General features: G+C 69.1%; 17 protein-coding genes. 6 read left to right on the forward strand and 11 right to left on the reverse strand.

Translation table 11 applies throughout. The features are described 5' to 3' along the window. Positions 1-15: 15 nt before the first annotated feature. From QE377_RS07335 to QE377_RS07355, 5 genes are all read right to left on the reverse strand, one after another. Positions 16-1,299: an acyltransferase gene (locus tag QE377_RS07335; protein WP_307321251.1), complete on the reverse strand. Its 1,284-nt coding sequence runs from the start codon at positions 1,297-1,299 to the stop codon at positions 16-18. Positions 1,300-1,396: 97 nt separating this feature from the next. Then, a complete protein-coding gene (locus tag QE377_RS07340; RefSeq protein WP_307321253.1) occupies positions 1,397-2,068 on the reverse strand; it encodes a response regulator transcription factor in 672 nt (223 codons plus the stop codon). Continuing rightward, entirely contained in the window at positions 2,065-3,264 is a 1,200-nt protein-coding gene (locus QE377_RS07345; RefSeq protein WP_307321256.1) for a sensor histidine kinase, read from the reverse strand. Before QE377_RS07345 ends, QE377_RS07340 begins: the two co-directional genes overlap by 4 nt. Further along, positions 3,261-3,911: a DedA family protein gene (locus tag QE377_RS07350; RefSeq protein ID WP_307321259.1), complete on the reverse strand. Its 651-nt coding sequence runs from the start codon at positions 3,909-3,911 to the stop codon at positions 3,261-3,263. The genes QE377_RS07345 and QE377_RS07350 overlap by 4 nt, the downstream gene beginning before the upstream one ends. A gap of 191 nt (positions 3,912-4,102) precedes the next feature. After that, positions 4,103-5,167, reverse strand: coding sequence for a tRNA-dihydrouridine synthase (locus tag QE377_RS07355; RefSeq protein WP_307321263.1), 1,065 nt, complete (start codon positions 5,165-5,167; stop codon positions 4,103-4,105). A gap of 204 nt (positions 5,168-5,371) precedes the next feature. Between QE377_RS07355 and QE377_RS07360 the strand changes: the two genes are divergently transcribed. Continuing rightward, the gene (locus QE377_RS07360; protein WP_307321265.1) at positions 5,372-5,497 is read left to right on the forward strand and encodes a hypothetical protein; all 126 of its coding nucleotides are present in this window, start codon (positions 5,372-5,374) and stop codon (positions 5,495-5,497) included. A gap of 9 nt (positions 5,498-5,506) precedes the next feature. On the opposite strand, the gene QE377_RS07365 is transcribed toward QE377_RS07360, so the two are convergent. From QE377_RS07365 to QE377_RS07375, 3 genes are all read right to left on the reverse strand, one after another. Further along, the gene (locus QE377_RS07365; RefSeq protein WP_307321268.1) at positions 5,507-5,869 is read right to left on the reverse strand and encodes a nuclear transport factor 2 family protein; all 363 of its coding nucleotides are present in this window, start codon (positions 5,867-5,869) and stop codon (positions 5,507-5,509) included. A 9-nt stretch (positions 5,870-5,878) separates the two neighbouring features. Next, positions 5,879-6,790 carry an alpha/beta hydrolase gene (locus QE377_RS07370; protein WP_307321270.1) on the reverse strand — a complete coding sequence of 304 codons (912 nt, stop codon included), beginning with the start codon at positions 6,788-6,790 and terminating at the stop codon, positions 5,879-5,881. 147 nt (positions 6,791-6,937) lie between these two features. Next, positions 6,938-7,399 (reverse strand): VOC family protein, encoded by a 462-nt coding sequence (locus tag QE377_RS07375; protein ID WP_307321272.1) that lies wholly within the window; start codon positions 7,397-7,399, stop codon positions 6,938-6,940. A gap of 100 nt (positions 7,400-7,499) precedes the next feature. Between QE377_RS07375 and QE377_RS07380 the strand changes: the two genes are divergently transcribed. Beyond that, positions 7,500-8,444 (forward strand): YafY family protein, encoded by a 945-nt coding sequence (locus QE377_RS07380; RefSeq protein WP_307321275.1) that lies wholly within the window; start codon positions 7,500-7,502, stop codon positions 8,442-8,444. A 30-nt stretch (positions 8,445-8,474) separates the two neighbouring features. On the opposite strand, the gene QE377_RS07385 is transcribed toward QE377_RS07380, so the two are convergent. Continuing rightward, positions 8,475-9,089 carry a GyrI-like domain-containing protein gene (locus QE377_RS07385; protein ID WP_307321278.1) on the reverse strand — a complete coding sequence of 205 codons (615 nt, stop codon included), beginning with the start codon at positions 9,087-9,089 and terminating at the stop codon, positions 8,475-8,477. Between the two features lie 105 nt (positions 9,090-9,194). After that, the gene (locus QE377_RS07390; RefSeq protein WP_307321281.1) at positions 9,195-9,479 is read right to left on the reverse strand and encodes a putative quinol monooxygenase; all 285 of its coding nucleotides are present in this window, start codon (positions 9,477-9,479) and stop codon (positions 9,195-9,197) included. Positions 9,480-9,574: 95 nt separating this feature from the next. Here QE377_RS07390 and QE377_RS07395 point away from each other — a divergent pair, with 95 nt between their 5' ends. Then, entirely contained in the window at positions 9,575-9,976 is a 402-nt protein-coding gene (locus QE377_RS07395) for a DoxX family protein (RefSeq protein WP_307321284.1), read from the forward strand. A 241-nt stretch (positions 9,977-10,217) separates the two neighbouring features. Here QE377_RS07395 and QE377_RS07400 read toward each other — a convergent pair whose 3' ends face one another. Continuing rightward, positions 10,218-10,634, reverse strand: a complete 417-nt coding sequence (locus tag QE377_RS07400) for a nuclear transport factor 2 family protein (protein ID WP_307321287.1) — start codon at positions 10,632-10,634, stop codon at positions 10,218-10,220. Positions 10,635-11,011: 377 nt separating this feature from the next. Between QE377_RS07400 and QE377_RS07405 the strand changes: the two genes are divergently transcribed. The 3 genes from QE377_RS07405 to QE377_RS07415 are packed head-to-tail and all read left to right on the forward strand — an operon-like array spanning position 11,012 to position 13,665. After that, entirely contained in the window at positions 11,012-11,944 is a 933-nt protein-coding gene (locus QE377_RS07405) for a transporter substrate-binding domain-containing protein (RefSeq protein ID WP_307321291.1), read from the forward strand. A gap of 60 nt (positions 11,945-12,004) precedes the next feature. Then, positions 12,005-12,889: an amino acid ABC transporter permease gene (locus tag QE377_RS07410; protein WP_307321294.1), complete on the forward strand. Its 885-nt coding sequence runs from the start codon at positions 12,005-12,007 to the stop codon at positions 12,887-12,889. Continuing rightward, entirely contained in the window at positions 12,886-13,665 is a 780-nt protein-coding gene (locus QE377_RS07415; protein WP_307321297.1) for an amino acid ABC transporter ATP-binding protein, read from the forward strand. Before QE377_RS07410 ends, QE377_RS07415 begins: the two co-directional genes overlap by 4 nt.

Consider the following 13,665-nt stretch of genomic DNA (forward strand, 5'->3'; position numbering starts at 1 on the left):
AGCAGGCCGGCCTCGTCAGCCCGCCGTCAGCGCCGACCCTTGGGCGCGGATGCGGGCGAGGGCGCTGAGTCCGAGGGCGATCGCCACGACGGCGGTCAGCACGCTGGTACCCGCAGCCAGGAGCAGCACGATCGCCGCGAGTCCGAGCAGCACGGCATGGGAGATGCGCGCGACGGATGCGGTGGGCCGCGGCATCCGGCGTCGCTCGAGACCCGCCAGCGCCCACGCCACCACTGCCGTCAGCGACAGGGCGACGACGAACCACGGCAGGCGGGTGAGCCACCACGTCGGACTCGAGGGCTCGGGCAGCTCGACACCGGTGGTGAGGGCGACGAGCGCCGAGGCCCCCGCCATCGTGAGCAGCACCGGCATGTGCCACAGGTAGATGGTCATGGTGCGGGCCGTCACGAACCCGGTGAACGCCGCCACCGCCGGACGACGACTCGCCGCGGCGAGCGGTGCGCGCAGCAGCGAGAGCAGCGCGGTCTGCGCGATCCCCACGAGCAGCAGCGCCGTCGTGGGCGGGTTGAGGTTCTCGTAGAGATCGGCCGAGAAGACGCCTCCGATCATGCTCGCCGCCAGCACGGCGACCGCCGCGACGCCGATGACGACGCGCGTGCGTCGGCGCAGCGCGTCGATCGTGCCGTCGGCCATGACGAAGCCGAGCTGCTGCAGCGCCAGCCAGACGAACGCGAGGTTGAGCATGCCGATGGCATCGATGCCGGTGACCGCGCGCATCACATCGACGGCGCCGGCGGCGGCGACCAGCAGCGCGATCGTCAGCCACGGCGCACGGTCGTGGGCAGCGAGCAGCGCGGGAAGCAGCGCCTGGCACAGCAGGAACACGGCGAGGAACCACAACGGCTGCCCGTAACGGAAGCCCGCGATCCGCACGAGCTCGCCGTCGACGCCGGCGGCCAGGAGGGCGGCGAGCGCGACGGCGACGACGGCGAAGGTGAGCAGGGCCGGCACCAGCAGCCGGTGCACGCGCGCCGCCACGAAGGCCCCCGCCGTGCCACCGGTGCGGCGCATCCGTCGATACGCGAGCGCGCCCGCGTAGCCGCCGATGACGAAGAACAGCGGCATGATCTGCGCCACCCAGGTCAGCGGGGCGAACCAGGCGGTGCCCTCGGCGGCGTTCGCGAACACAGGACCCGCGGGGGTGACGGTGACGCCGACCATGACGGCGTGGAGGAGAACGACGATGACGACGCAGATCGCGCGTGCGAGATCGATCCCGGTGTCGCGGCCCGCAGCGGGTGCGATCGCGGTCCGCGGTGCGGTGAGCGTGATGACCATGCGTCCTCCTCGAGTGGGTCTCGAGAAGGCTATGGATGCGGCGCGTGCTGCGGCATCACTCCCAGGGGTCGTCCGACCCCCTACCTCGGAGTGAGATTCAGGATGCGGGCTCGGCGAGGCCCGCGTCGTAGGCGAAGATCACGGCCTGCACGCGATCGCGTGCGCCGATCTTGGCGAGCAGCTTGCCGACATGCGTCTTCACGGTCTGCTCCGCGATGAAGAGCTCGCTCGCGATCTCGGTGTTCGACATGCCCTTGGCGAGCAGCACCAGCACCTCGCGCTCCCGGTCGGTGAGCTCCGCCAGCTGCGCTCCGCCTCGCGGCTCGCGCGGCTTCTGCGTGGCGAACTGCGAGATGAGACGTCGTGTGACGCGGGGCGAGAGCAGGGCGTCCCCGGCGGCGACGACCCGGACGGCCTGCACGAGCTCCTCGGGAAGCGCATCCTTGAGCAGGAAGCCGCTCGCTCCCGCCTGGAGCGCGTCGTACACGTAGTCGTCGATGTCGAACGTGGTCAGCATGAGGATGCGCGGCACGTGTGCGGCGGGGTACGCGGGCCCGAGGATGCGGCGGGTCGCCGCGATGCCGTCGAGCTGCGGCATCCGCACATCCATGAGGATGACGTCGGGATCGAGCCGCGCCGCGAGCGCGACCGCCTCCTGCCCGTCGGCGGCCTGTCCCACGATGCGGATTCCGTCCTGCGCGTCCAGGAGCGCGGCGAAGCCTGCGCGCACCATCGCCTGGTCGTCGGCGATCAGCACGGTGATGCTCATGGGGACTCCTCGCCGGTGGTGGGCAGTGTCGCTGCCACCGTCCATCCTCCCGCGGGATCGGTGCCGACGGTGACCGTTCCGCCCAGCAGGGCGACGCGTTCGCGGATGCCGCGGAGTCCGTGACCCGCTCCGGAGGCGTCGACCGCCTGCTCGGGAGACGTGGTGTTGTGCACGCGGATCGTGACGTGCCCGTCGCGCGCCTCGACCCTGACCTCGACGGCCGCACCGGGAGCATGGCGCACCGCGTTGCTCAGCGCCTCCTGGACGATGCGATACGCGGCGATCTGCACACCCGCGGGGGGTGGGGTGGCCATGACGGCCAGCGACAGGCCCACCTGCACGCCCGCGCGACGGACGCTGTCCACCAGGTCGGGGATGTCCGCCATTCCCTGCTGGGGCGCGAGCTCCGGCGTCTGCTCCTCGGTGCGCAGCACACCCAGCAGCCGGCGCATCTCCCCCAACGACGCACGCGCCGACGCGGCGATGTCGTCGAACTCCTGCACCGTTTCGTCGGAGAGGCCGGCGAGACGGTAACGGGCGGTGGAAGCCTGCACCTGGATGACCGACATGCTGTGGGCGAGAACGTCGTGCAGTTCACGGGCGATGCGCGTGCGCTCCTCGACGAGCATGCGCCGGGACTGTTCGGATGCGGTGAGCTCGCGCTCGCGGGTGAGCTGCTCGTTCAACCGGATGCGGCCCGCCAGGAGCACTCCGATGAGCAGCACCGCGGTGGAGATCGACGCGGTCACGATCAGGTTCGCGGTGGCGGCGGGCGCCGCATCCGTGATGATCAGCGGCGCGACGAGCGAACCGAGGTTGCCGACGGCCCACGGCCAGCGGCCGAGTCGCCAGCCGTGCAGCGTCGTGATCACCAGCACGAAGACGACGAAGGCGATCATCGCGGGCACCGACCACGGCCAGGGCCACGCGCCGTCGTGCGGAACGCTCACGACCAGGGGGAGCACGAAGGCCGTCACGCCGAAGACCACGATGGCGGTGCGTGGGCGCGTGAGGGAGATCCACGGCGCCGCGCACACGCCCGCGCCGAGGAGCATCGCAAGCGCCAGGGGGGTGCCGTAGAAGACGGCGTGCAGCGGCACGAGGACGCTGAAGAGAGCGACGCCCGTGACGGCGAGCGCGACGAGCCCGAGGATCTGCGCGCGCGAGCGCGGGGCGGAGCGCGGGATCTCGGTCATGCTCCCAGTGTGGCCGACGCCGGCTCGCGCTCCGTCGTCTCGGGGATGTCGCGGACGCGGCGACGCACCGCGGCGATGCGGTCGATGGCGATGCCCACCCCGAGGGCGAGGGCGACGCCGATCACGGCGCTCAGCACCGGCTGGTCGCCGAGCCACTGACCCGCGAGGGTTCCGATGACGACGCTGTAGAGCGCCCAGCTGACGCCGGCGACGACGCTCAGCGGAGCGAACCGATGCCACGGGTACCCCAACGCTCCGGCAGACATGTTCACGGCGACCCGACCGACCGGGATGTAGCGGGCGCCCAGGATGAGGGGAGCACCGCGCGTAGTCAGCGTCCCGCGGGCGCGCTCGAAGGCTCCCGCGACGCGGGGCCGCCGCATCCAGCCGTACCGGGTCGTGCCGACCCTGCCACCGATCGCGTAGGCGATGTTGTCGCCGATGGCGGCACCGAGCGCGGCCACGAGACACAGGGCGACGAGGATGGGCAGGTCTCCGGTGGTGGCGGCCACGGCGGCCGCGGCCACGAGCACGGTCTCGCTGGGCATCGGCGGGAAGAACCCGTCGATCACGGCCGCGGCGAACATGACCGGCAGCAGCCACGGCGAGGCGGCGGCTTGGAGGATGAGATCGGTGACGACGTCCACCCCTCGACGCTACGAATCGGGGCGACAGGCCCACATCCCTCGGAAGTATCTCGCGCCTGCTACCTCAGAGTGGTTTCCGTCGCGGTCGTCGCCCCTCCGCTTCCGTCGGGGATTCGGCCCGATGTCGGAGGATTCCGCCCCGAACCTCCGACCGGAGCCCGCGCGCAGCATCCCCGATGCCCGAGCCGACGTCAGCCCGCCGAGGCGACCCGCGCCACCTCTCGCGCGAGGCGCGGGCGCCACATCGCTCCCGTGGCGCTCATCACCGCATCCGCTCCCGCTTCGCGGTAGGCCAGGTAGTCCGCCGCGCTCGCCACGCCACCGGTGCCCACGATCGCGAAGTCGGCGTCGCGGAGCGCGCGGATGCGGGCGAGCCGGCGGGTCATCTCGAGCCCCGCCCACCGGATGGCGGCGCCACACACGCCCGCGCTCTCGCGTCCGGCGCCGAGCACGGGTGCCCCGGATGCGGTCACCAGCCGGGCGGGGATCGTGTTGACCGCCGCGTAGCCCGCCACGAACTCCGCGGTCGCGTCGACGAACCGTTCGAGGGCCGCATCCGTGTCGAAGTACGCAAGCTTGACGAGCAGGGGGACGTCGCCGATCTCGTCCTTCACGACGGCGAGGATGCGGCGCACGCGCGGGATGTCGAAGCAGAGCAGGGATGCGGCATCCTCGTTCGGGCACGACAGGTTGAGCTCGAGCACCGGTGCGCCGGTCTCGACCACGAGCCGGGCGGCACGGAGGTGATCGGCCACGAGCGCCAGATCGCCGCTGGAGCCTCGGGTTCCCTGGAAGCTGCCGATGAGCAGCTGCCCGTCCCCCGCGGCGGCGACCGCGGCGGCCATGTCGGGCTGCCAGACGTCGGGGTCACGCGAGGGCACGCCGAACGAGTTGCTGATCGACAGCGGCGGGGTGAAGTCGCCGTCCGCGCACACGGCATCGGCATCCGGGGTCAGGTCGCCGTCGACGTGCACCGCGAGCACGTTCGGAAACGGGTTGCTCGGGTGCGCGCGCGTGCGCACGGTCTTGTACACGGCGAGGTCGTAGCCGTGCGCGAAGGCGGCCGCCACGAAGCGTGCATTCAGCAGCGGCCCCGCGGGGATGCCGAACGGGATGCCGACCGGCCGGCCGAGGAAGCGGGTTCCGACGCGAGGGGCGACAGCATCCGGCTCGGGCTCGGGCTCGGCGAATGCGCCGAACGGCCCGCGCGCGTAGTTCTGCTCGTAGGTCAGGGTCGGATCGTAGAAGGGGTGCACCGCCGACGAGCGTAGGCATCGGCATCGACGCAGCAACCCGGCGCGGGCCGTGAGAAGAGTGCGTTCTCCGTCTCGAGGGGGATCCGCAACGCGGTGGCGCACTCGTAGGCTCGCGTCATGAGCGACCAGAAGCAGTCCTGGAACTCGACGTACGTGGCCGTGGCGATCCCGTTCCTCGCGATCGCGGTCGCGTTCTAGCTGACGATGGACAACATCGCCGTCGCACTGCCGTTCTTCGTGCTCGCGATGAGCTTCTTCGTCATCGGCATGACGTCCAAGGGCGGCGATTCCGGCGAGTCGGACGAGCCAGCCGACACCGGAAAGGAGTGACGCGCGCGCTCAGTCGTCCGGTACGAGGGTGCCCTGATGGAAGAGCATGCGCGGCATCCCGTCCGACACGACCCACAGCGACGAGTGCCGGCTGACGGTCGTCGCCGCGCGCAGGCGGTACGTCACGAGAACCGTGTCGGGCGCGACGTCCACCAACCACCACTCGTCGGTCGACGGGGCGTCCCGCCATGGTTCGTCGGCGAGCGCGTCGAGGATCTCGGCATGCGTCCAACGGCGTCCGGAGCGTCCGATCTCGGTGAAGTCGGGATGCAGCAGTCCCGCCGCCGCATCCTGGTCGCCACGGATCGCGCTCGAGAGCAGGGCTGTCTCCGCGGCTTGGATCACCGCAAAGCGTTCGTCCGAATCCGCCATGGCGAGAATCTAGCCCGAGCTCACGCCCGCCGGGTCGTCCGCGAAGCGCGCGACGAGGTCGTAGGCCTCGCGCGCTTCGCGCGTCCAGTACGCGCCCGGGTACACGTGGAAGCCGTCCGGCTCGACGATCAGCCGTACCGGGCTGCCCGCCCGGTACGCTTTCGCGGCGAAGAGCTGCGCGTCGGCGAGGAAGATGTCGCGTCCGCCCTGGAACAGCAGGGTCGGCGGCAGGTCGGCGAGGTTGTCGAAGATCGGGCTGATCTGCGGGTCGTCTGTCGGCAGGGTCCCCGCCCACGCGACACCCGCCGCGCGTAGGCCATCGCAGCGCAGCGACGGATCGCGGCGCTGCAGACGCGCCGCCTCGGGATTGCGCATCGTCGGGTCGACCCACGGCGCGAGCAGGATGAGGCCGTCGATCGGGCGACGGCGTTCGTCCCGCACGCGAAGCGCCAGCGAGAGCGCCACGTTGCCGCCGGCGGAGTCTCCGGCGACGAACAGTGTCGTCGTACCGGGGCTGTCGGCCACATGCGCGTAGACCGCATCGACGAAAGCTCGGGCCTGTTCGTAGGTGTATTCCGGGGTCAGCGGATAGTCGGCGATCGTGACGGCAGCGCGCGTGCGCGTCATGAGCCTGCGGATGATCCACCAGTGCGCCGTTGCGAGCGGCTTCACGAACGCTCCGCCGGGGAAGTAGATCAGCTCTCGTCCCGCTACGTGGTCGGCCGGCTGCCAACGTCGGACGGGCCGCCCCGCGATCTCCTGCACGCTCATCGAACCCCAGCGCGCAGCGCCTCGCGGGACAGGCGCCGGCGCCCGACCCGGATCGACGGCCTGCAGGTACGTGCTGCCCGAGAAGTCGCGGCGGGTCTTGCCCGCCGTCAGCCACAGCAGACCGGAGGTCAGGGTCATCAACAGCGACACGTGCTCACCTTACGAGAGCGGTGATCGCCGCAGCGGGCGTCACGGGCCGTCCTGTCGGACAGTCCCGTCCAACGCTGGATACAGCGGCACCGGTCGTTGAGCGGGCCCCGTTCGTCTCACCGCGCCCACTCAACGACCGGGAGTGTGTCAGCCGGCGTAGGCCGCCTGCACGTCGACGACCCACGTCACGCCGAAGCGGTCGGTGAGCATGCCGAAGCCGGGGCTCCACGCGGAGGCGGCGAGCGGCTCGATGATGTCGGCGCCCTCCGCGAGACGCTCCCAGATCACCGTCATCTCCTCGAGCGACTGGCCGCGCACGGACTGGAAGAACGTGCGGTCGGTCAGGGTCACGCCGTTCGCGCGGCTGGTCGTTCCGGCATCCGCGGCGCCCGCATCCTGCCCGGGGATGTCGTAGGCCATGACGCGGAATCCGTCGGCGCTCTCGAGCTGGCCGAAGACGACGCGGTCGGCACCGGGCGCGTCGGCGGGCATGCGCATGTCCTCGTAGGTGGCGACGATGAGGTGGCCGCCGAAGACGGACTGATAGAACTCGAGCGCCTCGCGTGCGGCGCCGCGGAAGTTGAGGTGGGTGGTGGTCGTGATCGTCATGGTGCGTCCTCGGTAGATGGGATGCGGCGAGCGCCGCGATCTCCACGTTCGACCACATAGAGGACGCTTTCTGTCCGCTAGTCGATCGAGAATGGAGAACATGTCCGCGACGTCCTCCCGCATGTTGTCGCTGCTGTCGCTGCTGCAGGCGCGGCGCGACTGGCCCGGCGGAGTGCTCGCCGAGCGCCTGGGCGTGACGCCGCGCACCGTGCGGCGCGACATCGAGCGCTTGCGGGCGCTGGGATACGTGATCGACGCGGCGAAAGGTCCGGACGGCGGGTACCGACTCGCCGCGGGATCCGAGCTGCCGCCGCTGCTCTTCGACGACGAGCAGGCAGTCGCCATCGCCGTCGCCCTGCAGAGCGCTCCCGCGACGGGTGTCGATGTGGCCGAGGCCGCCGCGCGCGCCCTCGCCACCGTGCGGCAGGTCATGCCGTCCCGGCTCCGGCACCGCATCGAGGGCATCCGCTTCACCGACGCCGCAGGCTCGGACACCGTCGACCCTGCCGTACTGGAGGCGGCGAGCGCCGCGACCGAGAACCGCCGCGTCCTGCGTTTCGACTACCGCGACGACCTATCCCGCCACGCCGAGCCGCATGCCGTCATCGCCCGCGGCGGTCGGTGGTACCTGGTCGCGTGGGATCTCGACGCCGCGGACTGGCGCATCTTCCGGCTCGACCGGATGGTGCCCCGCATCCCACTCGGAGCGCCGTTCGCACCGCGGCCGATTCCCCACGGCGATGCCGTGGCGTTCCTCTCGGCGCGGATGAAGGGTTCCGACAGCCCGGAGACGTGGCCCGTCTACGGCGAGGTCCTGCTGGAGCTGCCACTTCGCGCTGCCACGCCGTGGCTCGGGGACGCGGAGGGAGTCGCCGTCTCCGAGGCGACGTGCCGCATCCGCGTCGGGTCGTGGTCGTGGGCCGGGGTACTGTCGTGGATCCTGCGCTTCGATGCGCCGTTCACCGTGCTGGCTCCGCCGGAGTTCGCCGCCGCGGCGCGCTCACTCTCCGAACGGGTCGCGGATGCGGTGCCCGCCGGTCGTTGAGCGAGCACCGCGAGTCGAAACGCCCGCGCGTCAGGCTGGGATGACCGGCTGGCGCAGAATGGTCCGCAGCTTTGCGGGCGCTGCACGCCGCGGATCCCCCAGGTAGATCTCGTGGTGCCGGCCGTTCCACGTGAAACCGAGCTCCGGCATGAGCTCGTCGTGGAGGTGCGCCAGTACCGGCGCTTCGTCGTCGTAGAAGCCGACGTGCAGGGTCTGCAGACAGAGCCCCTCGGTCATCGTGAGGTGCGACACCTGCGCGATCGGTGCGCCGGGCTTCTTCGCGGATGCGGCGGCGAGCCCCGCCGCGACGTCCTCCGCACTCACCGGGGCGGGCAGCGGGATCAGCATGGTCCAGTCCCAGTCGCTCTTCCTGCCCTGCACGAAAGTGGTGGGGTCGTCGCTCGACCACAGTCCTTCGAGGGGCCCCACGACGAAGTCTGAACCGGTGCGTGTCTTGAACGCGCTGCGGGCCTGATAGCCCGACACGTACAGCGCCTCGACCGCGGCCCGGTACGCCGGTTCGGTGTTCGGGTCGCCGTGCCCGTCGATCGCGAGGTACTGCATCTCGGGCACGTCGACCCGGACGAACCGACCGGACGGAGGCTTGTACAACGCCCCGAGATCTCGCTTGAGGTCGTACCGCATCCCTGCTCCCTCGCTTCGGCGTCTCGTCTCACCCCGCCCGGTCAACGTACAGACACCCCGGACGCCGAGCGAGTGACACGGGCGCAGGTGCCGGGGGTCCGAGGGTCAGTCGGCGAGCTGCTGGATCGAGTACTTCCGCTCGATCCCGGCGGTCGCGGTGCCCCAGTCGCTCGCCGCGACGCGCTCCTGGTGCGCGCGGAACGCCTCCTCCGTGGCGAACAGCTCGGCCACATCCCACACCAGCGGGTCGGCCGTCGGTGTCACGTCGAACCGCGTGCATCCCGCCTCCGCTCGCGTGAGCTCGATGTGGCCCGGCAGGTGCATCGCGACGATCGCCGCCTGCTCTTCGTTCGCGCAGATCAGCGTTCCGGTCAGCTGGATGCGAGGCATCCGTCCATTGTGCCGATGGGCGGAGTCGGCGGCGAGTCGACGTGGGCTGCGGAGCTTCGCGCCCGATTCCGAGCGAACAGTCGGACAATGGCCTGATGGCACGCCGCGCGAAGAAGCCCGCAACCCGCATCCCATGGATCGTGATGATCCCGTTCGCGGTGTCGGGCGTCATCCACCTCGTGCGACCGAGCGTCTTCACGCCGATCATCCCTCGCGCGCTTCGACGGTGGGACAAGGCGCTGGTGATCGTCTCGGGCGTCGCCGAATTGGCGTGCGCGGCCGGCCTGGCTGTGCCGTCGACACGCGTGGCCGCAGGCCGCGCGAGCGCGGTGGTGCTCGCCGCGGTCTGGCCCGCCAATGCGCAGATGAGCGTCGATCTCGGCCGCCGGGCCGCTCGCCGGCGCACCCTGAAAGCGTGGGCCGCGTTCGCGGCGTCGCTCGTCCGTCTGCCGCTTCAGGTGCCCCTGATCGAGCAGGCGCTCGGTCGTTCGCGCTGACCCCCCTCAGACGACGCGCCAGAGTGTCGTGTCACGCTTGCCGCCGGCGGACCAGAGAACCATACGATCGCGCAACCGGTATCCGTCTCCGTCACGCCGGTGATGATCGAGGAGATCGAAATGCGAATGCGTCGTGCTGTGAAGCTGCGACTTACGGACGCAGACTAAGAGCGCTCACCGGCGAAGTGTCGGTGCGGCTCGGCTTTTAGCTGCATGAGCGGTCCTGACTTCCGGGTTCGGGTCAGTCGGAGGTGCTGCTGAGTTTCTGCTGGGTTTCCCATGCCGCGCGGATCGGGTGGGTGTCGTAGACGATGTGCAGATGAGTGATGCGGCCGGTGGCGTCGAGCTCGGCGACGTCGACTGCGGTGAAGGGGGCGGGCGTTCCGTCGGCAAGGGTCCAGGCGAAGTCGAACCAGAACGCGACGGTCGCGTCTGCCCCGTCGATGTCGTGAAGCGTCTTGCGCAAGGTGAGGGAGGACTGAGCGGTGTCCGCGAACAGCAGCGGGTAAAACTCGTTCGCGGCCAGGTCGCCGTACAGCGGGGAGCTGACAACGCTGTCGTCTGCGAACAGACCCAGTACCGCCTTGATGTTGGCGGCAGCGAGAGCAGCGAGGTAGTTGTCGACAAGGTGGTTGGCGACGGCGCGGGAAAGAGGCATCGATCTGTTCCTTAGAAGCATTGACAAGGTGTGGCGAGTGGGTCCGCTGGTCAGACCATAAAAGATCTTTGTTCATTTTGTGATGAACGGCGCTCATTTTCATTTCTACGTTACGGCCTCGTAACGCAGTGCGGAGCCACAGCCAGTCGCCCGGGTCAGCGGCGTTCGAGGGCTGGGAGCATCACCGCGAGTCGTCCTGAATCGCGCCTCGGAGGGCGGTTCCGGCCAAGGTTCGGCGTGTTCTTGAGGAAGCGAATTTAACGGTGGACAACTGTTACATGAGACGCGACCCTCCGAAACTCCGGCGAAACAAAAGCACAGGACAGTCAGTTCACACAGCTTCTTTTACACTGTTCAACTAGACCTGGAGATATCGCATGTCCACTCTGACTCGCGTGCGGCGGTTGGCTCCGGCCCTGGCCGCAGGCGCCCTGACCCTGTCCCTTCTTGCGGGCTGTTCGTCCGGCGTTTCTGACGCGGGCGCCGAAACCGAAACGTCCGAACCGATCCCGACCGAGTCCGTCGATCAGGCTCTGCATGCCTTGCTTCCTGAAAGCGCCCAGTCGTCCGGCATCCTCAAGGTCGGGGCACCTTACGCGCTCAAGCCGTCGATCTTCACGGACGACGCAGGTGAGCCCGAGGGCATCAGCGTCGATCTCAGCGCCGCCCTGGGCCAGGTGCTCGGTGTGCAGTTCGAGTGGGAGGAGACGGCCGACCCCGTGACCGCGATACAGTCTGGCAACCTCGATCTGTCGATGGGCTACCTGTCGGACAGCCCTGCTCGTGAGCAGGTGCTGACGATGGTGCCGCAGTTCCAGAACACATCCACGCTTCTGGTGCCGGCCGGGTCGACGATCACCGACATCACGAGCATGTGCGGCAAGGTCCTCGCCGTGGTGTCCGGGAGTCAGCAAGAGAAGCGCGCGAACACGGTCAGCTCGGAGTCGTGCGGGTCCGATCCCGTCCAGGTGACCGCGTTCCCCTCCCCCAAGGACGCGCTCACGCAGGTGCAGTCCGGCCGTGCGGACGCATATGTCGCTCCCCGGATGATCTTGCAGGGGATCGTGGACACCTCCGGAGGAGCGTTTGCTGTGACCGACGCGAACTATCCCGACTACCCATTCGCCATGGGCGTGACCAAGGACAACGTCGACCTCGCGAAGGCTCTCGCGGGCGCGCTTCAGAAGTTGTACGACACCGGCACGTACACCCAGATCCTTCAGAAGTGGGATGTCGCCGACATAGCGCTGGAGACCGACCAGATCGGGGTGAACACCGGGTCGACCGCCGCGTTCCCCGTCAACCAGTAACCGACAGATCCGGCCCGAGCGTCACCACCTGCTCGGGCCGGATCACAAGCGGAGAACTCCATGACCACTCCCCCCGTGCGTTCGCCTCGCGCTCCAGTGACGGACCCCGCCACCCCCACACCTCCCCGTGTCATCCGACGCCGCGCAGTTTTGCCCTGGATCGTCGCGGCGGCCCTGTCCGCGCTGATGATCGCCGTCGTCACGGCCCTCGCCACCAACCCTCGCCTGGACTGGGGGGTGACCGGGCAATGGCTCTTCAACCCTCGCATCCTCAAGGGCGTGTGGGTCACCATCCAACTGTCGGTGCTCTCCATGGTGTTCGGCGTCCTGCTCGGCACCCTCATCGGCATTGCCCGTCTGTCTCACAACAGGGTCTTGCGTCTCATCGCGTCGACGTACGTGACCATCTTCCGCTCCATTCCGGCGTTGCTGCAGCTCCTGCTGTGGGGCAACATCGGCCTCATCGTCCAGCAGGTGTCGATCGGTATCCCCTTCACCGATGTGCGGTTCTTCGCCCTCGACACGAACGACCTCATCGCACCATTCACCGCGGCCGTGATCGCGCTCGCCCTTCACGAGGCCGCATACGTCGCTGAGATTGTCCGCGGCGGAGTTCTCGGCGTTGATGTCGGACAACGCGAGGCCGGGGCGGCCCTCGGGATGCCGCCCGGCTACATCATGCGCCGTGTACTTCTCCCTCAGGCCTTCCGTCTGATCATCCCACCGCTGGGTAACCAGTTCGTCACCCTCATCAAGGCCACCAGTCTCGTCGCCATCATCGCGGGCGGGGACGTACTCACTGAAGCGCAGAACATCGCCGCGTCCAACTACCGCGTCGTCGAGATGCTCGCCGTCGCCACGTTCTGGTACTTCCTCCTCGTCATTGCCGCGTCTATCTGCCAGTCGTTCCTTGAACGGGTCGCCACGAAGGGAGTCCGCCGATGACAACGACCTCTCCTGCACGCCCACTCGTCTCAGCACTCGGAGTGCACAAGTCATACGGCCACAACCACGTCCTCCGTGGCGTTGACCTCGAGGTGTCGTCCGGCGAGGTGGTCTGCCTGATCGGCCCCAGCGGCTCGGGCAAGACCACCCTGTTGCGGACGCTCAACCACCTCGAGACCGTCGACGCCGGCAGCATAGAGGTTGACGGCGAACTGGTCGGTTACCGGGCAGCCGGTGGCCGAATGTACGAGCTGAAAGAGGCCGAGATCGCAACACAGCGCCGCCGCACCGGCATGGTGTTCCAGCACTTCAATCTCTTCCCGCACATGACCGTGTTGCAGAACATTGTCGAAGCGCCGATCGGCATAAAACGAATCCCGAAAGCGAAAGCCACTGCCCGGGCGCATGAGTTGCTGACGCTCGTGGGGCTCGCCGACAAGGCGAGCGCCTACCCGTCCGCGCTTTCCGGCGGGCAGAAGCAGAGGGTCGCCATCGCGCGCGCCCTTGCCATGGACCCCAAGGTCATGTTGTTCGACGAGCCGACCAGCGCGCTAGACCCGGAACTGGTTGGTGACGTCCTCGCCGTGATGCGGAATCTCGCCGCCTCGGGCATGACCATGATCGTCGTCACCCACGAGATCGGCTTCGCCCGTCAAGTCGCCGACCGCATCGTCTTCATGGCGGACGGAGTGGTCGTCGAAGACGGCACTCCCGCCGAAGTCATCGATTCGCCCCAACATGCCCGTACCCGAGAATTCCTGAAAGCCGTGTTGTGA

Source organism: Microbacterium sp. SORGH_AS_0862 (genome assembly GCF_030818795.1).
Taxonomy (GTDB): Bacteria; Actinomycetota; Actinomycetes; order Actinomycetales; family Microbacteriaceae; genus Microbacterium.